This window comes from Leifsonia sp. Ger2509 (assembly GCF_055231915.1).
In genome coordinates this window covers 917953-939256 of sequence record NZ_JBUYVB010000003.1, presented here as the reverse complement: position 1 = coordinate 939256, position 21304 = coordinate 917953, and the positions used below count along the sequence as shown (strand labels likewise).

Annotated in this window: 20 protein-coding genes; 13 read left to right on the top strand and 7 right to left on the bottom strand. The window is 67.8% G+C overall.

Annotated elements, in window-relative coordinates:
• Both ACV7NN_RS04830 and ACV7NN_RS04825 read left to right on the top strand, forming a co-directional pair.
• Positions 1–915 carry an ABC transporter permease gene (locus ACV7NN_RS04830; RefSeq protein WP_463348447.1) on the top strand — a complete coding sequence of 305 codons (915 nt, stop codon included), beginning with the start codon at positions 1–3 and terminating at the stop codon, positions 913–915.
• On the top strand, positions 912–1721 hold the full coding sequence (locus tag ACV7NN_RS04825; RefSeq protein WP_463348446.1) for an ABC transporter permease: 810 nt from the start codon (positions 912–914) through the stop codon (positions 1719–1721). Before ACV7NN_RS04830 ends, ACV7NN_RS04825 begins: the two co-directional genes overlap by 4 nt.
• A gap of 57 nt (positions 1722–1778) precedes the next feature.
• Here ACV7NN_RS04825 and ACV7NN_RS04820 read toward each other — a convergent pair whose 3' ends face one another.
• Positions 1779–2792 (bottom strand): asparaginase, encoded by a 1014-nt coding sequence (locus tag ACV7NN_RS04820; RefSeq protein ID WP_463348445.1) that lies wholly within the window; start codon positions 2790–2792, stop codon positions 1779–1781.
• Positions 2789–4162, bottom strand: coding sequence for a 4-aminobutyrate--2-oxoglutarate transaminase (gabT, locus tag ACV7NN_RS04815; RefSeq protein ID WP_463348444.1), 1374 nt, complete (start codon positions 4160–4162; stop codon positions 2789–2791). Before gabT ends, ACV7NN_RS04820 begins: the two co-directional genes overlap by 4 nt.
• A 77-nt stretch (positions 4163–4239) precedes the next feature.
• Between gabT and ACV7NN_RS04810 the strand changes: the two genes are divergently transcribed.
• Positions 4240–4713: an OsmC family protein gene (locus ACV7NN_RS04810; protein WP_463348443.1), complete on the top strand. Its 474-nt coding sequence runs from the start codon at positions 4240–4242 to the stop codon at positions 4711–4713.
• Positions 4714–4728: 15 nt separating this feature from the next.
• Here the strand turns inward: ACV7NN_RS04810 and ACV7NN_RS04805 are convergent, their stop codons facing one another.
• A complete protein-coding gene (locus ACV7NN_RS04805) occupies positions 4729–4965 on the bottom strand; it encodes a hypothetical protein (RefSeq protein ID WP_463348442.1) in 237 nt (78 codons plus the stop codon).
• Positions 4966–5050: 85 nt separating this feature from the next.
• On the opposite strand from ACV7NN_RS04805, the gene ACV7NN_RS04800 reads away from it, so the two are divergent.
• The gene (locus tag ACV7NN_RS04800) at positions 5051–5584 is read left to right on the top strand and encodes a CGNR zinc finger domain-containing protein (protein WP_463348441.1); all 534 of its coding nucleotides are present in this window, start codon (positions 5051–5053) and stop codon (positions 5582–5584) included.
• A gap of 15 nt (positions 5585–5599) precedes the next feature.
• Here ACV7NN_RS04800 and ACV7NN_RS04795 read toward each other — a convergent pair whose 3' ends face one another.
• The 3 genes from ACV7NN_RS04795 to ACV7NN_RS04785 all read right to left on the bottom strand — a co-directional run bounded on the left by ACV7NN_RS04795 (position 5600) and on the right by ACV7NN_RS04785 (position 8651).
• The gene (locus ACV7NN_RS04795) at positions 5600–6361 is read right to left on the bottom strand and encodes a lysophospholipid acyltransferase family protein (RefSeq protein ID WP_463348440.1); all 762 of its coding nucleotides are present in this window, start codon (positions 6359–6361) and stop codon (positions 5600–5602) included.
• 65 nt (positions 6362–6426) lie between these two features.
• Positions 6427–7293: a hypothetical protein gene (locus tag ACV7NN_RS04790; RefSeq protein WP_463348439.1), complete on the bottom strand. Its 867-nt coding sequence runs from the start codon at positions 7291–7293 to the stop codon at positions 6427–6429.
• Positions 7294–7304: 11 nt separating this feature from the next.
• Positions 7305–8651: an aminotransferase class III-fold pyridoxal phosphate-dependent enzyme gene (locus tag ACV7NN_RS04785; protein WP_463348438.1), complete on the bottom strand. Its 1347-nt coding sequence runs from the start codon at positions 8649–8651 to the stop codon at positions 7305–7307.
• Between the two features lie 154 nt (positions 8652–8805).
• On the opposite strand from ACV7NN_RS04785, the gene ACV7NN_RS04780 reads away from it, so the two are divergent.
• From ACV7NN_RS04780 to ACV7NN_RS04755, 6 genes are all read left to right on the top strand, one after another.
• Complete coding sequence (locus tag ACV7NN_RS04780) at positions 8806–9771, top strand: FKBP-type peptidyl-prolyl cis-trans isomerase (protein ID WP_463348437.1); 966 nt, start codon at positions 8806–8808, stop codon at positions 9769–9771.
• 18 nt (positions 9772–9789) lie between these two features.
• Positions 9790–10872 (top strand): 1-deoxy-D-xylulose-5-phosphate reductoisomerase, encoded by a 1083-nt coding sequence (locus ACV7NN_RS04775; protein WP_463348436.1) that lies wholly within the window; start codon positions 9790–9792, stop codon positions 10870–10872.
• A 147-nt stretch (positions 10873–11019) separates the two neighbouring features.
• A complete protein-coding gene (locus tag ACV7NN_RS04770) occupies positions 11020–12351 on the top strand; it encodes a M50 family metallopeptidase (RefSeq protein ID WP_463348435.1) in 1332 nt (443 codons plus the stop codon).
• A gap of 73 nt (positions 12352–12424) precedes the next feature.
• The gene (gene ispG, locus ACV7NN_RS04765) at positions 12425–13555 is read left to right on the top strand and encodes a flavodoxin-dependent (E)-4-hydroxy-3-methylbut-2-enyl-diphosphate synthase (protein ID WP_463351236.1); all 1131 of its coding nucleotides are present in this window, start codon (positions 12425–12427) and stop codon (positions 13553–13555) included.
• 45 nt (positions 13556–13600) lie between these two features.
• Positions 13601–14287, top strand: coding sequence for an SGNH/GDSL hydrolase family protein (locus ACV7NN_RS04760; RefSeq protein WP_463348434.1), 687 nt, complete (start codon positions 13601–13603; stop codon positions 14285–14287).
• Between the two features lie 47 nt (positions 14288–14334).
• The gene (locus tag ACV7NN_RS04755) at positions 14335–16101 is read left to right on the top strand and encodes a proline--tRNA ligase (RefSeq protein ID WP_463348433.1); all 1767 of its coding nucleotides are present in this window, start codon (positions 14335–14337) and stop codon (positions 16099–16101) included.
• 24 nt (positions 16102–16125) lie between these two features.
• On the opposite strand, the gene ACV7NN_RS04750 is transcribed toward ACV7NN_RS04755, so the two are convergent.
• Positions 16126–16929: a DUF1206 domain-containing protein gene (locus ACV7NN_RS04750; protein ID WP_463348432.1), complete on the bottom strand. Its 804-nt coding sequence runs from the start codon at positions 16927–16929 to the stop codon at positions 16126–16128.
• Positions 16930–17054: 125 nt separating this feature from the next.
• Between ACV7NN_RS04750 and nusA the strand changes: the two genes are divergently transcribed.
• From nusA to infB, 3 genes are all read left to right on the top strand, one after another.
• Positions 17055–18062: a transcription termination factor NusA gene (gene nusA / locus ACV7NN_RS04745; protein ID WP_463348431.1), complete on the top strand. Its 1008-nt coding sequence runs from the start codon at positions 17055–17057 to the stop codon at positions 18060–18062.
• Between the two features lie 42 nt (positions 18063–18104).
• Positions 18105–18383, top strand: a complete 279-nt coding sequence (locus ACV7NN_RS04740) for a YlxR family protein (protein ID WP_463348430.1) — start codon at positions 18105–18107, stop codon at positions 18381–18383.
• 80 nt (positions 18384–18463) lie between these two features.
• A complete protein-coding gene (infB, locus tag ACV7NN_RS04735) occupies positions 18464–21271 on the top strand; it encodes a translation initiation factor IF-2 (RefSeq protein WP_463348429.1) in 2808 nt (935 codons plus the stop codon).
• Positions 21272–21304 lie beyond the last annotated feature (33 nt).

The following is a 21304-nucleotide window of genomic DNA, read 5'->3' as shown; positions in this document are numbered from 1 at the left end:
GTGGCGCTCGCCGCCTTCACGACGGCGGCTCCGGCCCAGGAGCCAGCGCAGCGCCGCAAGAGCGGGATCGCGCTCGTCCTCCTTCTGCCGGGCGTGCTGTACCTGATCCTGTTCTTCCTCACCCCGCTCGTCTCGCTGATCATCACGTCGTTCCAGGCCCCGGTCGAAGGCGGCGACATCGGGCAGTACCAGGCCGCGTTCCAGTGGCAGAACTACACGGATGCGATCTCCGAGTACTGGCCGCAGATCATCCGCTCGTTCGGCTACGCGCTCATCGCCACCGTGTGCGCCCTGCTCATCAGCTATCCGCTGGCGTACTTCATCGGCGTCAAGGTGCGGCGGTTCCCGTTGCTGCAGAACCTGCTGATGACCCTCGTCATCGCGCCGTTCTTCATCAGCTTCCTGCTGCGCACGCTCGCGTGGAAGCAGCTGCTCTCCGACGACTCGTGGTTCACCAGCTCGCTGAAGGCGCTGTCGATCCTGCCGCCCGAAGCCCATCTCACGGGCACCCCGTTCTCGGTGATCTTCGGTTTGACCTACAACTTCATTCCGTTCATGACGCTCCCGCTCTACTCGACGCTCGAACGGCTCGACACCCGGCTGCTCGAAGCGGGCAACGATCTGTACGCCGGCGCCTTCACGACGTTCCGCAAGATCACCATCCCGCTGTCGATGCCCGGCATCGTCTCGGGCACGCTCCTGACGTTCATCCCGGCGGCCGGCGACTACATCAACGCGTCGCAGGACTTCCTGGGGAGCGCGGACACCTCGATGATGGGCAACGTCATCGAGAGCAACTTCCTCGTGCTGCAGAACTACCCTGCGGCGGCGGCCATGTCTGTGATCCTCATGGCGGTCATCCTGGTGATCGTCGGCTTCTACGTGAAGCGGAGCGGAACGGAGGACCTGCTGTGAAGCGCACACGTTTCCGGTTCCGCGGACTGGGCCTCGCCACGTATTCCGTGCTCGCGCTGGCCTTCCTGCTCATCCCGATCGTCTACACCTTCATCTTCTCGTTCAACGCGGCGCTCAAGAACAACATCGCCTGGCGCGGGTTCACGCTCCACAATTGGACCAACGTCTGCGATGCGCCGGGCATCTGCGACGCGTTCGCAGCGAGCATCGTGATCGGCATCGTGTCGACGGTGGTCGCCACGGTGCTCGGCACCATGATCGCGATCGCTCTCATGCGCTACCGTTTCCGGTTCCGCTCGCAGACGAGCCTGCTGCTCTTCCTGCCGATGGCGAGCCCGGAAGTCGTGCTCGGTGCAGGGCTGGCGGCCCAGTTCCTCAGCCTGGCCGTGAACAAGGGCTTCGGGACGATCATCATCGCGCACGTCATGTTCTGCATCAGCTTCGTGGTCGTGACCGTGAAGGCGCGTGTGGCGAGCCTCGATCCGGCGCTGGAGGAGGCCGGGCGCGACCTCTACGGTTCGCCCAACGCGGTGTTCTGGCGCATCACCTTCCCGCTGCTGCTCCCGGGGATCCTGGCGGCGGCGCTGCTCTCGTTCTCGCTCAGTTTCGACGACTTCATCATCACGAACTTCAACGCGGGCGCTGTGACGACGTTCCCGATGTACATCTACATCGCTGCGTCGCGCGGCATCCCCGCGCAGGCGAACGTGATCGCCTCCGCGGTGTTCATCCTGACGATCCTCGTCGTACTGATCACGCAGATCACCGCCGCCGCGCGTGCCAGACGGCTCGCGCGCATCCGCTGAGCCCCCAACCGCGTGGCCCGGTCGCTTTCGCGCCGGGCCACGTCGGGGACAGCGGAATCAGGCCGGGTAGGTCACCCGGATCGAACCGACAGGAACGCCTCCACCGAGCACGGCGAGATCGAGGTCGGGTTCGAGCGCATCCACGTCCGCCGCAGCGACGGCGCCTGCATCGGCGAGCAGGCGCAGCGCGACGATCGAGGCCGCACGCAGGCTCCCGTCGAGCACCTTGAGCGCGACGGTCGTGCCGTCGGCCGCGGCCATCACCATGACGCCCTCGGCGCCCAGCTTCGCGAAGACGCCGAGCCGGTCGATGACCACCGTGTTCGCGCGGCCGGGGCCGTCGATGGCCCAGCCGTCGGCGAGGACCGCGTTGCGCAGGATGGCGGCGTTGCGGTAGAGCGCGAACGGCGAACCGGTGGATGCGGTCGCGATCCGGTGGATGCCCCGGGCGAGCGCCTCCAGCGACATCGCGTAGACGGGCGCGCCGCATCCGTCCACGGCCATCGCGGCGGCTTTCTCGCCGGTCAGGCGTTCGACCGTCTCGCGGATGCGCACCTGCAGCGGGTGCTGCGGGTCCAGGTACGTGTCGGTCGCCCATCCGTTCGCCACGCAGGCGAGCAGCATGGCGGCGTGTTTGCCCGAGCAGTTCATGAAGAGGGGCTGCTTGGTCTCGCCGGCGCGGATGAGGGTCTGGCGCGCACCGGAATCGAGCGGCCAGTCGGCGGGGCACTGCAGCGCGGTCTCCGGCAACTGCGCCTGTGCGAGGAGTCCCCGTACGACCGACAGGTGGGCCGGAGTTCCACCGTGACTGGCGGTCGCGAGTGCGGCAGCCGGGCCGTCGAGTGCGACGCCGGCCCCCATGACCGCGATCGCCTGGAACGGCTTCATGCTCGACCGGGGCAGGATGAGCGCGGCAGGGTCGCCCAGCGAGCGGATGACCGATCCGTCCGGTCCGAGCACGATCGCCGACCCGAGGTGCCGGGATTCAGCGAAGCCGCCCCGCTCGATGACCGCGAGTTCGACCGCGTCGGCACCGCTGAAGGTGCCGAGCGGAGCCGTTCCCTGCGTCACAGGGCGGCGAAGGCGTCGTCGAGGACCGACACCGCGTCGGCGATCAGTTCGTCCGTGACCGCGAGACTCGGCAGGAAGCGCAGGACGTTCCCGTACGTGCCGGCGGTGAGGATGAGCAGGCCGTGCTGCGCCGCGTACGTCGCGATCGCGTTGACCGCTGCAGCGTTCGGCTCCTTCGTCGTGGATCCGGTGCCCGGCTGCACGAGCTCGATCGCGAGCATCGCGCCGATCCCGCGGACGTCGCCGATGATGTCGTACTTCTGCTGGAGGTCCAGGAGGGCCGGCTTGAGTGCTGCTTCGATGCGGCGCCCTTCGGCGAGCAGGTCGCTGCGCTCGATCTCCTCGAACACGGCGACGGCTGCGGCGGCGGCGACGGGGTTGCCGCCGAACGTTCCGCCCAGGCCCCCGGGGTGGGCGGAGTCCATGATCTCTGCGCGGCCGGTGACGGCGGCGAGCGGGAGCCCGCCCGCGATCCCCTTGGCGCTCAGCACGAGGTCGGGGACCAGCCCGAAGTGCTCGCTCGCGTAGTAGGCGCCGGTGCGCGCCATCCCGCTCTGGATCTCGTCGGCGATGAAGACGACACCGTTCGCGGTGCACCACTCCTGCAGCGCAGGCAGGTAGCCGTCGGCCGGCACCATGAAGCCGCCTTCGCCCTGGATGGGCTCGACGACGAGGCAGGCGAGGTCGGATGCTCCGACGATCTTCTCGAGGTACGCGATCGTGCGTGCGGCCGCCTCCGGGCCGCTGAGGCCGTCGTGGTAGGGGTACGAGCTCGGCGCGTGGAAGACGTCGCCGGCGAACGGACCGAACCCGGTGGCGTACGGCATGGCCTTGAAGTTCATGGCCATAGTGAGGTTGGTGCGCCCGTGGTACGCGTGGTCGAGCACGGCGACGCCGCGGCGGCCGGTGTGCTTGCGCGCGATCTTGACGCCGTTCTCGACGGCTTCCGCACCCGAGTTGACCAGGACCGTCTTCTTCGCGTGGTCGCCGGGGGTGTGCTCGGCGAGGAGTTCGGCGACGCGCACGTATTCCTCGTACGGCGTGACCGTGAAGAGGGTGTGGATGACGTCCTGCAGCTGCGACGCTGCAGCCTCGACGACGGCCTTCTCGGTGTGGCCGATGGTGGTGACGCCGATCCCTGCCCCGAAGTCGACGAACTGGTTGCCGTCGACGTCGACGAGGATGGCGCCGTTGGCTTTCGCGATGTAGACGGGGAGGACGGACGAGACGCCTGCCGGGACGACGGCGAGGCGACGTTCGTGCAGTGCCTGCGACCGGGGTCCCGGGATGGCGGTGACGATGCGGCGTTCCTGAGGAATGGAGGCGACGGGGGCGTTCGGGGACGCAGTGGTGCTCAGCGTTTCAGTCATGATGGGCCAAGTTTAGCCCGGCCCGATCGGCTGCGCCGAGTGCGGCGCGAGCCGTGCGCTGCTGACAGAATCGAAGGATGAACAGCGAACACGGCTACGCAGTCTCGGTCGAGTGGACGGGTAATCGCGGCACCGGTACGAGCGGTTACCGCGCGTACGGTCGCGACCACGTCCTGTCCGCGGAGGGCAAGCACGATATCGACGGTTCATCGGATCGCGTGTTCTTCGGCGACCGTGACCGCTGGAATCCGGAGGAGCTGCTGCTGAGTGCCCTCAGCCAGTGCCACATGCTCAGCTACCTGCATGTGGCGACGAACCACGGGGTCGTGGTGGTCGCATACTCGGACGAGGCCACCGGCGTGATGGAGGAGACCGGGAACGGCGGCGGCCACTTCACGAGTGCCACGCTGCGGCCGCGGGTGACGGTCCTCGATGAGAGCATGGTCGAGGCGGCCAGGGCCATCCACGAGGAAGCGGCGGAGAAGTGCTTCATCGCCGCTTCCGTGAACTTCCCGGTCGGCCACGAGCCCGAGGTCTACGTGGTCGTCTGACCCGCGGGCGTTCGCTCAGGCGGTTGCGCAGCTCAGAGCGGCCGAGGCGCCGGTCGGATTGGATGGGGCCGGTGCGGCGCCTGCCGCCGTGTCCTGTTCCGCCCAGTGCCGCATCGCGGCGGCCCAGCGCCCATCGCGCGCGACCTCGATCTCGTGTTCGCGGGCGTCGCGCTGCCGTCGCATCAGGCGGTCTTCGTTGTCGCGTTCCCGGAACTGCGCGGTGCTGATCAGCCAGAGTGCGAGCGGATGCATGGTGTCCTCCTACGACGATGTAACCTGCAAACTATTTTTACTAGTTACATCGTAGCGTAACCCGCTATGGGGTTACAATGGTTATATGCGTAGGAATGCACTGGCCGAGACGGAGCCCACCGACGTCGCGACCGACAAGCCGGAGACCGAAGCGCCGGAGCCCGTTCTCGGCGCCGATCTGCTCGTAGCGTTCCTCAACACGCTCGACGTCGAGGAGGGCACGGACGTGCTCGACGACGGCGAGGCATTCGGTGCCTGGTGCGCCGGGCACGACGTTCTTCCCGGGGACCGGATCGAGACCCGCTCGGTCCGGGATTCCCTCCGGTCGTTCCTCGAGGGCGGCACGCCGTCGCTTCCCAGCCTCGAACTCGAGACGACCTGCGGGGAGCGCGGAGTCGCGCTGCGGGCGCGCACAGCCGCCGAAGCAGCGGTCGCCTCCTCGGTGGTGCTGAGCATCCAGGGCTCGATGGGACGCGTGAAACTGTGCGCCGCGGAGGACTGCCGCTGGGCGTTCTACGACCGCTCGAAGAACGGTTCGCGTACCTGGTGCAGCATGGGCGTGTGCGGCAACCGCCAGAAAGCGCGCACCTACCGCGCCAAGGCCGGTGCGGACGGGTAGGCGACCGCGCGTGCCCTAGAGGCGTTCGTGGGGAAGCGCCCGCCTGACGCGTTCGACCGCCGTCGCCGGCGGCGCCTCGTTGTACTTGTTCGCCAGTTCCTGCCCGGAGAGGGCGTGGATGGCCGCCATCACTTCATCCGTCGCGAGGCGCCGGGCGCGCCCGGAGTCTGCGCTCCCGTAGTGGGAGAGGTCGATGGGCTTGCCGAACGTGACAGTGACGGGGCGCACGCGGGGCAGGCGTGTTCCGACCGGCTGCAGATCGTTCGTGCCGATGAGCCCGACGGGGACCACAGGCGCCCCGGTGGTGAGCGCGAGCCAGGCGATGCCGGTGCGGCCTTTGTAGAGCCTGCCGTCGAGTGACCTTGTCCCTTCCGGGTACAACGCGAAGGCGGCGCCGGTGTCGAGGATGCGCTTGCTCTGGTCGAGCGCCTCCTGCGCGGCCTGTCCGGCTCCGCGCTCGACTCCGACGGCGCCGATGGCGGTGAAGAAGGTGCGGGAGAGTGCGCCCTTCAAACCGGTCCCCGTGAAGTAGGTCGACTTGGCCAGGAACTGCACCCTGCGGGGAGCCATCAGGGGGATCACGACCGAGTCGATGAAGGACAGGTGGTTGCTGGCGAGGATGACCGCCCCGGTGCGCGGCACGTTCTTGCGGCCGATCACGGTGGGGTGGTAGATGAGCCGGGCGAGCGGCGCGATGACGGTGCGGATGAACAGGTAGAGGAACCCGGGACGCCGCGGCGCCTCCGTCGTCCCGCCATCGGGTTCGATTTCCGTCACGTCATCGACAGTAGCGAGTTCTGTATGCCCTGTGTGGAATGCACTTCGCGGTCGCGGATTGCTCTTCACAAGTCGAATGGCCGGTCAGCTGGGCAATCGCGCCCGCCGACGAAGTCGAGGCACCCTGGAAGCCAGTCGGGGAACCGCACCCTGAGCGGCGACCCGAACCATGCGGTGAAGATGCGGGAGAAGTTGAGGTTGCCGAACGTCGAGCACGCGCCCGCCGGTCCCTTCGGGTGCGCGAGCGTCTCAGCGTTGGGCTGGTATGGCGTGTAGTTGTAGAGGTTCGCCGTCGCCTGGTTCCGGATGCGAACCGTACTCGCTCCGCAGGCGGTGTCCGGGTGGTACTGGATGGGCACGCGACCGATGCGGTAGTGCCACTCATCGGGATGGAGGGTGTATTCCCGGAACTGCCAGGCAGCCCGGTACACCTGGTTGAAGAACCCGAGATACTTCTTGTCGCAGGCCGCTGTGTCCGGGCAGGCGTACCCGGTCGCCTTCGCGTATCCGGAAGCGCTGGGTGCGGTGAGGAGCGACTGCTCCTTCTGGAGGAGCACCAGGAGCACCTGTGGATTGATGCCGCACGCGACCGCCACCCGCTGGATGATGCTGCTGGCCGCTTCGTCGCGCCGGCCCGCAATCGCGACGCAGTGGTTCGGTCCTTGGGCGGGGATGCTGCGGCTGTCCGTCGAATAGTCGGCCAGGCACGGCGACGCGTCCTTCGGCACGCAGGTCCTGGCTTCGAGGAACGTCTGGATGTCGTCAGCCGACATCGACCGGAAGTTGTAGAACGAATCGTCGCTGATGATCAGCCCCGGATGGAACGGCGGGTCGGATGCGGCGACGGCGGGCGTTGCGAAGATCGTCGCGACGACGGCCATCGCAGCCGCCGTCGCACCGATGATCATGGCGGCCCTGCCGCGGAGTCCCATACTGTGCCGGTTCAGCTGAACTGCGCGAGCGCTTCTTCGAGAACCGTTGCTGCGTCGTCGATCAGCTCTTCGCTGATGACCACCGATGGCATGATGCGCAGCACGCTGTCCCAGCTTCCCGCGTCCAGAGGGATGACGCCGTTGGAGGTCGCATGCTTCAGCACGGCCGTCAGCACCTCGGGATTCGGCTTCTTGGTACCGGGGTGAACGAGCTCGACTCCGAACATGGCGCCCTTGCCGCGCACCTCCCCGACGACCGGAAAGCGCTCGGCCCAGTCGCCGATCCGCGCGAGCAGCGCACGCTCGACCCGCTTCGCCTCGGCGATCAGCCCTTCCGTCTCGATCACGTCGAAGACCGCGAGAGCGGCTGCGGTCGAAACAGGGTTGCCTCCGAATGTTCCGCCGATCCCGCCGGGCTGGACGGCATCCATGATCTCCGCGCGTCCCGTGACGGCAGCGAGCGGGAACCCGCCTGCGATGCCCTTCGCGCTCGTGACCAGGTCAGGAACGACGCCGTGCTGCTCGATCGCGTACCAGGTGCCGGTGCGGCCGATGCCGGACTGGATCTCGTCGGCCACGAAGACGATGCCGTTCTCGGTGCAGAATTCGCTCAGGCGCTTGAAATATCCGGGTGCGGGGATGATGATGCCGCCATCGCCCTGGATCGGCTCGACGAACAGCGCCGCGAGCTCGGTCGCCCCGATGTGCGTGTTGATGTAGTCGATCGTGCGCTCCGCCGCCTCTTCTCCCGTCATGCCCTCGGGGTCGCGGAACGGGTAGCTGATCGGCACGTTGTAGAGCTCGCCGGGGAAGGGGCCCATGCCGGCACGCTCCGGCCACGGGCGGTAGGTCATCGCCATCGTGAGATTCGTACGGCCGTGGAAGGCGTGGTCGAGGGATGCGATGGCTCGCCGTCCCGTGTACTTGCGGGCGATCTTCACCGCGTTCTCGACGGCCTCGGCTCCGGAGTTCACGAGGATCGAGTGCTTCTCGAAGTCGCCGGGGGTGATCTGCGCGAGCTTCTCGGCGACGCGCACGTAGTTCTCGTACGGGGTGACGGTGAAGAGGGTGTGTGTCAACTTGGCCGCCTGCTCGGCCGCCGCCGCAGCCACAGCCGGGTGGGCGTGGCCGATCGTCGTCACGCCGATGCCGCAGCCCAGGTCGATGAGCTGATTGCCGTCGACGTCGACCAGGATCGCACCGGAGCCGCTCTCCATGTAGATGTTGGCGAGCGTGCCGGCGCCCCGGCTGACAGAGGCGACGCGACGCTCCTGGAGGGCGACCGATCGTGGCCCAGGGAGAGCGGTGACGAGTTTGCGGGCCTGCGGGACGGAGAAGTCGCGTGTCATACGCTCCATCGTAGGTCGGCCGTGTTTCCGGCTCGTCACCACGCCCCCGGCCGGACGCAACCGGCGGGGAACGGACAGCATCCGTTAAGTCCACTGTCAGCTTCGGCATAGCCCGATGCGTCAGACTGGGTTCCTGCCCCCTTCATCTTCTGAAAGTGATCCCGTGCGCAAAACCCTCTCCCTGATCGCCGCAGCCGGCGCCATCCTCGCCCTCGCGGCCTGCAGTTCGGGTGCCCCCGCGCCGACATCGACCAGCGGTCCCGCGGCCAGCAAGTGCGTCAGCACGCCGTCCGGCTCGACGTCCGAGTCCATCTCCGTGAAAGGCGACTTCCGTGCGACACCGACGGTGAAGTTCGCGACCCCGCTGAAGGCGACCTCGACCGAGCGCACCGTGCTGATCAAGGGCAAGGGCTCGAACGTCGAGCCGTCCAGCACGGTCGACATCGCGCTCGCCGCGTACAACGGAACCACCGGGAAACTGCTCAGCGCGAGCGGCTTCGACAAGACCACCCCGGTGCCGATCGTGGTAGACCCCACCCAGTACGTCCCCGGCCTGGTGCGCACGATCGAGTGCGTGCCCGTCGGCTCCCGCGTCGTGACGACCTCCACGGTGAAGGACTCGTTCGGCAGCGCCAACACCTCGAGCCTCGGGCTCAAGGCGACCGACACCGTCGTCTTCGTGGCCGATGTCGTCGATGTGGTCCCGACCCGTGCGAACGGCACCCCCGTGGCGCCGACGGCCGGCTTCCCCACGGTGAAGCTGTCGAGCATCGGCCAGCCGACCATCACGATCCCCAAGTCGGCTCCGCCGACCACGACCAAGATCGCACTGCTCAAGCAGGGCGACGGCGCAGTCGTGAAGTCCACCGACACGATCTCGATCCAGTACCAGGGCGTCCTCTGGCGCACCGGCAAGGTCTTCGACCAGAGCTGGGGGCGGTCGGTCTACAGCGGTCCTGTCACCGGCTTCGTGCCCGGCTTCACCAAGGCACTCGAAGGCCAGAAGGTCGGTTCGCAGGTGATCGCGATCATCCCGCCGGCCGACGGCTACGGCACGAAGGGCAATGGCGACATCAAGGGCACCGACACCATGGTGTTCGTGATCGACATCGTCAAGACCACGCACTAGCCAAGTAGCATGGGCCCTGTGCGCAGGGTAGTGATTCTCGGCTCGACCGGGTCGATCGGAACGCAGGCCCTCGACGTCATCCGTGCCAACCGGGACCGGTTCGCCGTCGTCGGTCTCGCGGCCGGGCGGAACGCAGAGCTCCTTTCAGAACAGGCGGCGGAGTTCTCTGTCGCCGAGACCGCGCTCGGTGCAGACGACGCAGAACGCCTGGTGCGTTCCGTCGATGCCGACGTGGTGCTGAACGGCATCACCGGATCGGTGGGACTCGGACCGACGCTCGCGGCACTCGAATCCGGGCGCACCTTGGCGCTCGCGAACAAGGAATCGCTCATCGTGGGTGCCGACCTGGTGAAGCGGATCGCGAAGCCCGGACAGATCATCCCCGTCGACTCCGAGCATTCCGCGATCGCCCAGGCGCTGCGCGCGGGGACGGCCGCCGAGGTGTCCCGGCTGGTGCTCACCGCATCCGGCGGCCCTTTCCGCGGGCGGAGCCGGGCGTCGCTCCGCGATGTGACGCCTGCAGAGGCCCTCGCCCATCCGACCTGGGACATGGGGCTCGTCGTGACGACGAATTCGTCGACCCTGGTCAACAAGGGCCTCGAAATCATCGAAGCGCACGTGCTGTTCGACGTGCCGTACGAGCGGATCGCCGTGACGGTGCATCCGCAGTCCGTGATCCATTCGATGGTCGAGTTCGTCGACGGCTCGACGATCGCCCAGGCGTCGCCGCCCGACATGCGCCTGCCGATCTCTCTCGGTCTCGACTGGCCGAACCGCGTCGCCGGCGTCGGGGTTCCACTCGACTGGACGGCCGCCCACACCTGGACCTTCGAACCGCTCGACGACGATGCCTTCCCCGCCGTCGGGCTCGCCAAACGGGTGGGAGTCGCCGGGAACACCTACCCTGCGGTCTTCAATGCGGCGAACGAGCAGGCGGTCGCGGCCTTCCACGCCGGGCGGATCGGCTACCTCGACATCCTCGAGACCGTCCAACGCGTCGTGGACGCCCACGAGCCGGAACACGAGGTCACTCGCGAGACCCTGGCCGAGGCAGAGCTGTGGGCGCGAGCGGCGGCCGATCGGCTGATCGCCGCACACTGAGCCACCCACCGCTCGTCCGCCGAGCACAGGGAAACGCATCCCATACTCGGGAGATGAGATGTCATTTCCTGTGCTCGAGCCCGACAGGTGGTGGGCCCACAGGGAACATCCGGCCGCTTCCAAGCTGGCCGGAGGTAGTGTTGCCGCGTGGAATCCGTGCTCCTCTTCATCCTCGGCGTCGCCATCATGGTGGTCGGCCTCGCCCTGTCGATCGGCCTGCACGAGATCGGGCACCTGGTCCCCGCGAAGCTCTTCGGCGTCAAGGTCACCCAGTACATGATCGGCTTCGGCAAGACGCTCTTCTCGTTCCGCAGAGGTGAGACCCAGTACGGCGTCAAGGCGATCCCGCTCGGCGGTTACATCTCGATGATCGGGATGTTCCCGCCCGGCAAGGACGGCGAGGGCGCGCGCAACGCGACCACCGGCTTCATGCAGACCATGGTCCAGGATGCGCGTGAGCAGAGCGCACAGACCGTCACCACCGGCGACGAGGACCGTACCTTCTACCGGTTACCGGTCGCCAAGCGCATCGTCATCATGCTCGGCGGCCCGGTGATGAACCTGCTCATCGGCATCGCCCTCTTCGCGGTCCTGCTCATGGGCTTCGGCACGGCCCAGAACAGCACAACGGTCGCCACGGTGAGCACGTGTCTCATCTCGCCGACGGCGACGAGCCAGACCTGCTCGGCGTCCGACCCGGCCGCCCCGGCCTACGCTGCGGGGATCCGGCCCGGCGACCGCATCGTGAGCATCGATGGGAAGACCATCACCAGCTGGGACCAGTCGACCGCGATCATCCAGAAGTCGGCCGACCGTGCGCTGACCGTCGTCGTCGAGCGTGACGGGGCGCAGCAGACGTTCACGGTGACGCCCGCGATGACGAAGAAGTACGTGACGAACGCGCAGGGCGCTGTGCAGAAGGACGCGAGTGGCGCATCCGAGACCATCCAGGCGGGGTTCGTCGGAATCGGTCCGCTCCGTGAACTCGTGCCGCAGCCTGCCACCGCGGTGCTGCCGGCCGTCGGCACCCAGATCGGCGCCGTCGGCGGGATGATCGTCGACCTGCCGCAGCGCATGGTCGGCGTCTGGAATGCGGCCTTCGGACCGGGGGAGCGCGACCCCAACGGCCCCATCAGCGTCGTGGGCGTCGGTCGCGCCGCCGGTGAGCTGACGGCACTCAACAATGTTCCGGTCGTCGACAAGGTCTACACGATGATCGGCCTGCTCGCCTCGCTCAACATCGCGCTGTTCGTCTTCAACCTGATCCCCCTGCTGCCGCTCGACGGCGGTCACATCGCCGGGGCGCTGTGGGAGGGCATCCGCCGCAGCTGGGCGAAACTCTTCAAGAAGAAGGATCCGGGCCCCGTCGACATGGCGAAGCTGATGCCGCTGACCATGGCGGTCGTCGTGGTGCTCGGCGGCATGAGCCTGCTGCTGATCTACGCGGACATCGTCAAGCCGGTCAACCTCTTCGGCTGAGAGTAGACCCGGGTCCCGCCCTCCCCTCGCGGCGGCGACCTAGACTAGAACCGTGGCTGCAATCAATCTCGGAATGCCGAAAGTGCCCGAAGTCCTGGCTCCGCGACGCAAGTCCCGGCAGATCAGAGTCGGCAAGGTCCTGGTCGGTGGGGACGCTCCGATCAGCGTCCAGTCCATGACGACCACACCGACACCGAACATCAACGCGACGCTCCAGCAGATCGCCGAACTCACCGCCTCCGGATGTGACATCGTCCGTGTCGCCGTGCCGAGCCGCGATGACGCCGAGGCTCTTCCGATCATCGCGAAGAAGAGCCAGATCCCGGTGATCGCCGACATCCACTTCCAGCCGAACTACGTGTATGCCGCGATCGACGCCGGGTGTGCCGGGGTTCGTGTCAACCCGGGCAACATCCGCAAGTTCGACGACCAGGTCGGCGAGATCGCCCGGCGCGCGAAGGAGACCGGGGTCTCCATCCGGATCGGCGTGAACGCCGGTTCGCTCGACCCGCGACTCCTGCAGAAGTACGGCAAGGCGACGCCCGAGGCGCTCGTCGAGTCGGCGGTCTGGGAGGCGAGCCTGTTCGAGGAGCACGACTTCCACGACTTCAAGATCTCCGTCAAGCACAACGACCCGATCGTGATGGTCAAGGCGTACCGTCTCCTCGCCGAGCGGGGCGACTGGCCGCTGCACCTGGGCGTGACCGAGGCGGGTCCGAGTTTCCAGGGCACGATCAAGTCGGCGACGGCGTTCGGGATCCTGCTCTCCGAGGGCATCGGCGACACGATCCGGGTCTCGCTGTCGGCTCCTCCCGCCGAGGAGGTCAAAGTCGGCCTCCAGATCCTGCAGTCGCTCAATCTCCGGGAGCGCAAGCTCGAGATCGTCTCCTGCCCGAGCTGCGGCCGCGCGCAGGTCGACGTCTACAAGCTCGCCAACGATGTCACCAGCGGACTCGAGGGGATGAGCGTACCGCTCCGCGTCGCGGTGATGGGATGCGTCGTCAACGGTCCCGGCGAGGCGCGGGAGGCGGACCTGGGTGTCGCGTCCGGCAACGGGAAGGGCCAGATCTTCGTGAAGGGGGAGGTCATCAAGACCGTCCCTGAGTCTGAGATCGTCGCGACACTCATCGCGGAGGCGAACCGGCTCGCCGCAGAGATGCCCGACGTGACGAGCGGCGAGCCCGTCGTCACCGTGAGCTCATAGGATCCGCATAGCCGCTCTGTGGCACTGGTGCTTTATCCTGTCGGCATGCGTTTCCGACGAGAGAGGATCCCGGTCGCGCTGGCGGCCGGCGTGCTGCTCGTCGGCGTGTCCCTGGCCGTGGGGGCGGTTGCCGCCGTCGGTAAGCCCACGATCGTCGCGCACACCACGGAAGCCACCGCAACCGGACCGACCGTGGTCGCCATCGGGGATTCGATCATGGAGGGCCATGGCCTCGACCCGAGCCAGGCGTGGCCCGCCCTTCTCGCGGAGCAGTACGGCTGGCGTCTCACGAACCTGGCCAGCGACGGCTCGGGTTTCGTCATGACCGGCAACAACGGTGACACGTTCGCCGACCAGGTTGCGGCGGCCGCCCGGCTGGACCCGTCGATCGTGCTCCTCTCGGGCAGCAGCAACGATCTCGGCAGCGACGACACGATGATCGCGGGCGAGACGGCTGCGACCATCCGGGCCCTCCACGCAGCCCTGCCGCGCGCGGAGATCCTCGCCGTCAGCCCCGTCTGGAACGACAAGGACGTGCCGCCCCAGCTCGACGACATCGACCTCGATGTCGTGCGGGCTGTCTCGGCGGTCGGCGGCCGCACACTGGACATCGGCCAGCCGCTCTTCGGCCGGCCCGCTCTGCTGCAGTCCGACGACGTGCATCCGACGCCCGCGGGCCAGCAGGTGATCGCGGCGGCCGTCGCGCAGGCCCTCCAGCATCCGGGCGCCTGATCCCCAGGCCGCGCAACGCGCTCGTTCCCGCCCTCTAACATGGAACGGTGCCTACACGCCTGTCGAACTACTTCCTCCGGACCCTTCGTGAAGACCCTTCCGACGCAGAGGTGACCAGTCACCGGCTGCTCGTGAGGGCCGGCTACATCCGCCGCCAGGCCCCCGGCATCTTCGCGTGGCTTCCGCTGGGTCTCCGGGTCAAAGGGAAGATCGAGCAGATCATCCGCGACGAGATGGGGGCCGCCGGCGCGCACGAGGTCCATTTCCCTGCGCTGCTGCCCCGCGACCCGTACGAGGCCACCGGGCGCTGGGAGGAGTACGGCGACGGCATCTTCCGTCTTCAGGACCGCAAGGGCGGCGACTACCTTCTCGCCCCGACGCACGAAGAGGTCTTCACCCTGCTGGTGAAAGACCTGTACTCCAGCTACAAGGACCTGCCGCTGTCGATCTACCAGATCCAGGACAAGTACCGCGATGAGGCACGTCCGCGCGCCGGCCTGTTGCGCGGGCGCGAGTTCACGATGAAGGATGCGTACTCGTTCGACTACACCGACGAGGGGCTCGATACGAGCTACATGGCGCAGCGCGACGCCTACGAACGCATCTTCACCCGACTCGGTCTCGAGTACGTGATCGTGCAGGCCGATGCCGGGGCGATGGGAGGCTCGCGCAGCGAGGAGTTCCTTCACCCGACCCCTGTCGGCGAGGACACGTTCGTGCGCTCGGCGGGCGGCTACGCGGCCAACGTCGAGGCGTTCACCACGGCGGCGCCCCCGGCCCGCTCCTACGAGAAGCTGACCCCGGCCGAAGTGCTCCACACGCCGGACACCCCCACGATCCAGACGCTGGTCGACCTGGCGAACGACAAGCATCCCCGCCCGGACGGGCGCGCGTGGACGGCGGCGGACACTCTCAAGAACGTGGTGCTCGCCCTCGTGCACCTGGACGGTCGGCGCGAACTCGTCGTGGTCGGGCTGCCCGGCGACCGTGAGGTCGACTTCAAGCGCGCCGAGGTGGCGTTCGCGCCTGCCGAGGTGGAGCAGGCGACGCCGGAGGACTTCCTGGCGAACCCCGGACTGATCAAGGGGTACATCGGTCCGTGGTCAGCGCTGGGTCCCGTGCTCGGCGAAGACGCGAGCACCGGCATCCGCTACCTCGTCGACCCGCGCGTCTCCGACGGATCCGGGTGGATCACGGGCGCGAACGAAGAGGGACACCATGTGTTCGGGCTGGTCGCCGGGCGCGACTTCTCGAACGACGGCACGGTGGAGGTCGGAGAGGTACACCCCGGTGACCCGGCTCCCGACGGTTCCGGACCGGTCGAACTCGCTCGTGGCATGGAGATCGGCCACGTGTTCCAGCTCGGCCGCAAGTACGCGGACGCGCTCGGGCTGAAGGTGCTCGACGAGAACGGCAAGCTCGTCACCGTGACGATGGGGTCGTACGGTATCGGCGTCACGCGCATCCTCGCGATCATCGCCGAGCTCAACAACGACGACAAGGGCCTGATCTGGCCCGCGTCGGTCGCCCCGTTCGACGTGCACGTGGTGGCGGCGGGCCGCGAACCGGTCGTGTTCGACGTCGCTGAAGCACTCACGGCGACGCTCGAGGGCTCGGGCCTCGACGTGCTCTTCGACGACCGTCCGAAGGTGTCGCCCGGCGTGAAGTTCGGCGACGCCGAGCTCATCGGTGTGCCGAAGATCGTCATCGTCGGCCGGAGCGCTGCCGAAGGCGTCGTCGAACTGTGGGATCGGCGCACCCGCGAGCGCACCCAGGTAGCGGTCGCCGACGTGGCTGGGCAGCTCTCCCGCTGAGTCCGTCGGCCGGCGCCGACCGGGTCAGAGGCGGACGACGAACGCGCGCACGCAGTAGTACACGCCGTACGCGATCAGCCCGAGCGCGACCAGGAACAGGATGAAGACGCCGAACGGCAGGCCGCGCAGGGTGAGGATGGCGCCGTCCAGGCCGTTCGCTTTGGCGGGGTCGTAGGTCGCAGCGGCGACGATGAAGAGGATGCCCACGATGCCAAGCGCGATCCCTTTGGCGATGTAGCCGACGACGCCGAGGGTGATCGTCGCGTCCCCTGCCGCGCCGGGAGGCGTCTGGATGTCGCGGGCGAAGCTCTTCCGCGCGCCGCGCACCACGTACCCGACCCCGATCCCCGCGATCAGGAGGCCGATGAGGATGAGCAGGAAGACTCCGCCGGGAGCGGCGAGGATCTTCGCGCTCGTCGACGAGGTGGACGATGCGGAATTCGATGAGCCACCCAGAGCGACCACGATCCCGACCCAGGCGAGGCCGAAGTAGACGATGCCCTTCGCGGCCTCCTTCACCCTGGTCGCCCAGCGGCGTTTCGGATCGGCCCCGGGCGCCACGATGGTCTGCAGGATCTGCCAGAGGCCGAGCGCGAGGAGCCCGATGACGACGACCCAGACGATGATCACACCGCCGGGCGTCTTCATGAGCTGGTTGAAGGCTCCGGACTGGTCGGCTTCGCCGCCTGTGCCGAAGGCGATGCTGATGGCGATCGCCCCGATCAGGATGTGCACAACCCCGACGGCGACGTTGCCGACGCGGGCGAGGGCCTTCACGGCCGGGTTGTTCTCCGCGGATCGCGCGGCGCCCTTAACTTCTGTTGTCATCACCAACACGGTACGCGCGCCCGGCGGATTGTCCAGCGTTACGGGCGGGCCCGCGATCGGGTACCGTAGATAGCTGAGTCCGTCGCGCGGTTCGCGGCGGCAAGATCTGAATAGAGGAGGCCGGCATGGACATCGACCTCAGCGTCTTGCGTCTCATGGAACGCGAACGAGAGATCCCCTTCGACGAGCTGGTGGAGATCATCGAACAGGCGATCCTGACCGCCTACCTGAAGCACACCAACCAGGCAGATCACCGTCATGGTCACACGGACCAGCCACCGGCGGCGCGCGTTCACCTCGATCGCAAGACCGGTCACGTGTCCGTCTACGTCCCCGAGCTCGACGACGAGGGGAACGTGATCGGCGAGGCCGAGGACAGCCCGAGCGACTTCGGCCGGATCGCGGCGTTCGCCGCCAAGCAGGTCATCAACCAGCGGCTGCGCGACATCGCCGACGACGCGGTGCTCGGTGAGTTCCGCGGGCGCGAGGGCGACATCGTCGCCGGCGTGATCCAGCAGGGTCCGAATCCGCGCATGATCCACGTCGACCTGGGCAGCGTCGAGGCGATCCTTCCTCCGGAGGAGCAGGTTCCCGGCGAGGAGTACACGCACGGCTCGCGCATCCGCGTCTACGTGACCAGTGTCTCGAAGGGCCTCAAGGGGCCGTCGATCACCGTCTCGCGCACCCACCCGGCGCTCGTCCGCAAGCTGTTCGCGCTCGAGGTCCCCGAGATCGCGAGCGGTGTCGTCGAGATCGTGTCGCTGGCGCGCGAGGCCGGACACCGCACCAAGATCGCCGTTCGGGCGACCGAGCCCGGCGTCAACGCCAAGGGCGCCTGCATCGGCGAACTCGGCCAGCGCGTGCGCGCAGTGACGGCCGAGCTCAACAACGAGAAGATCGACATCGTCGACTATTCGCCCGACCTCGCGACGTTCGTCTCGAGCGCCCTGTCGCCGGCGAAGGTGACGAGCGCGTTCGTGATCGACGAGTCGCTGAAGGCCGTCCGCGCGCTCGTCCCCGACTATCAGCTGTCGCTCGCGATCGGCAAGGAGGGCCAGAACGCCCGACTGGCCGCCAAGCTCACCGGCGCGAAGATCGATATCCAGCCGGACTCGATCCTCGACGAGGAATGACGCTGGGTCGAGGCAGACGAGCTCGCAGCTTGGCGGTGTAGGATGGTACCCGTAAGAACGTGCGTCGGTTGCCGTTCTCGCGCCTCCCGGTCCTCACTTCTGAGGGTTGTCGCCCGGGGTTCAGAACTCGTGGTGGACCATTCCGCCACTCTGCCCGGGCGTGGTGCGTGGCTGCATCCGACAGGTGAGTGCCTCGAAAGGGCCGTGCAGCGACGTGCCTTCGGGCGGGCGCTGAAGGTCGAGGGGCTCCTCGACACCATGGCCATCCAGGCCGCACTACGAGAGAACAGGCTGAACGGCACAGTGAACTCAAATGAGTGACAACTAATGAGCGGCTCGAAATGAGACCCGTCCGTTACTAACGGTCTGCCCTGTCCGGGTCAGGCCCAGACAGGAGAATTGTGGCTGCAAAACCACGCGTACACGAGGTCGCTAGCGAACTCGGAGTCGACAGCAAGGTAGCCCTTGCAAAACTGAAGGAAATGGGCGAGTTCGTCAAGGGACCGTCCTCCAGCATCGAACCGCCGGTGGCGCGCAAGCTTCGTGCTGCGCTCCAGGCGGATGGCCTCGCCGCGCCCGCGGCAGCGCCAGCGCCGGCCGCTCCCAAGGCCCGGCCGACCCAGGCGACCGTCGCCGCCCCGGCTCCGGCATCCGCCGAGCCCGTTGCCGCAGCGCCGTCGGGTCCCGTTCCGAGCAAGCCGCTGTCGGTTGCTGAACGCCAGGCGATCGCCGAGGAGAAGGCCGCAGCCGAGAAGGCCGCAGCGGACAAGGCAGCCGCTGAGAAGTCGGCGTCGACCGCTTCCGCTGCCCCGGCAGCGGAGACCCCCGCGGAGGCAGACGCCGCCAAGCCGGAGTCGCCCCGTCCTGGCGGCAGCATCCCGCGTCCGGGCGCACCGCGTCCCGGCAACAACCCCTTCGCCTCGAACCAGGGCATGGGCCAGCGCCCGGCAAACCCGCGCCCGGGCAACAACCCGTTCGCGAGCGCGCAGGGCATGGGCCAGCGTCCGAGCCCCGGCAACATCCCGCGTCCGTCGGCGCCCCGACCCGGTTCGCCGCGTCCGGGTGCCCCCGCTCAGGGCCAGCGTCCCGGCGGCTTCCAGCGTCCAGGCGGCGCAGGCGGAGCCCGCACCGGCGGCTTCCAGCGCCCGGGTGGCGCCGGTGCAGGTGCCGGTGGCGGCTTCCAGCGTCCCGGTGGTGCAGGTGCAGGTGCCGGTGGCGGCTTCGGCGCGCCCCGTCCGGCCGGCGGCGGTGGCCGCGGTCGTGGCCCCGGCGGCGGAACCGCTGGTGCGTTCGGTCGCGGTGGCGGCAAGAGCAAGGCCCGCAAGTCGAAGCGTACGAAGAGGCAGGAATTCGAGCTGCGGGAAGCCCCGTCGCTGGGTGGCGTGAGCGTACCCCGCGGCGATGGCAACACCATCGTCCGCCTGCGTCGCGGCGCCTCTATCTCGGACTTCGCCGACAAGATCGATGCGAGCCCGGGAAACCTGGTCACGGTCCTCTTCCACCTCGGCGAGATGGCGACGACGACCGAGTCCCTCGACGAGGCGACGTTCGGCATCCTGGGCGAAGAGCTCGGCTACAAGGTGCAGATCGTCTCGCCTGAGGACGAGGACAAGGAGCTTCTCGAAGGCTTCGACATCGACCTCGACCAGGAGCTCGAGGACGAGACCGACGAAGACCTCGAGATCCGTCCGCCGGTCGTCACGGTCATGGGCCACGTCGACCACGGTAAGACGCGACTCCTCGACGCGATCCGCAATGCGAACGTCGTCGCCGGCGAGGCCGGTGGCATCACACAGCACATCGGTGCCTACCAGGTGCGGACCGAGCACGACGGCCTCGAGCGGGCCATCACGTTCATCGACACCCCGGGTCACGAGGCGTTCACCGCCATGCGTGCCCGTGGTGCCCAGGTCACCGATATCGCGATCCTCGTGGTCGCGGCCGACGACGGCATCATGCCGCAGACGATCGAAGCGCTCAACCACGCCCAGGCGGCGAACGTGCCGATCGTGGTCGCGGTGAACAAGATCGACAAGCCGGACGCCAACCCCGCCAAGGTGCGCCAGCAGCTCACCGAGTTCGGACTGGTCGCCGAGGAGTACGGCGGCGACGTCATGTTCGTCGACGTGTCCGCCCGTAACGACATCGGCATCCAGGACCTGCTCGACGCAGTGCTCCTGACCGCCGACGCCGGACTCGACCTGCGCGCGAACCCGAACAAGGATGCACGCGGCGTCGCGATCGAAGCGAAGCTCGACAAAGGCCGCGGTGCGGTCGCCACGGTGCTCATCCAGTCCGGAACGCTCCGCGTCGGCGACGCGATCGTCGCCGGAACGGCCTACGGCCGGGTCCGCGCCATGGTCGACGAGAACGGCGATGTGGTCGATGAGGCCACCCCGTCGCGTCCCGTCCAGGTGCAGGGTCTGTCGAGTGTTCCGCGAGCCGGTGACACCTTCCTCGTCACCGAGGAGGACCGCACGGCCCGTCAGATCGCCGAGAAGCGCGAAGCCGTCGAGCGCAACGCCCAGCTGGCCAAGGCCCGCAAGCGGATCAGCCTCGAGGACTTCACCCGTGCTCTCGAAGAGGGCAAGGTCGAATCGCTCAACCTCATCATCAAGGGCGACGTGTCCGGTGCCGTCGAGGCGCTCGAGGACTCGCTCATGAAGATCGAGGTCGACGACTCGGTGCAGCTGCGCATCCTCCACCGCGGTGTGGGTGCGATCACCGAGTCCGACATCGACCTGGCGACCATCGACAACGCGATCGTGATCGGCTTCAACGTCCGCCCGGACGTCAAGGCCCGCGAACGCGCTGCCCGCGAGGGTGTGGATGTGCGCTTCTACTCGGTCATCTACAACGCGATCGAAGACATCGAGAACTCGCTCAAGGGCATGCTCAAGCCCGAGTTCGAAGAGGTCCAGTCGGGTGTGGCCGAGATCCGCGAGGTGTTCCGCTCCTCCAAGTTCGGAAACATCGCCGGTGTCATCGTGCGGTCCGGAACGATCACGCGCAACGCGAAAGCACGGGTCATCCGCGACGGCGTCGTCGTCGCAGACGGTCTCGCGATCGAGTCGCTGCGCCGGTTCAAGGACGACGTCACCGAGGTTCGTACGGACTTCGAAGCCGGTATCGGCCTCGGCAAGTACAACGACATCCAGATCGGCGACGAGATCGAGACGATCGAGATGCGCGAGAAGCCGCGCGTCTGACCGACCAGGGGCCGGAGGTGGGAAACCACCTCC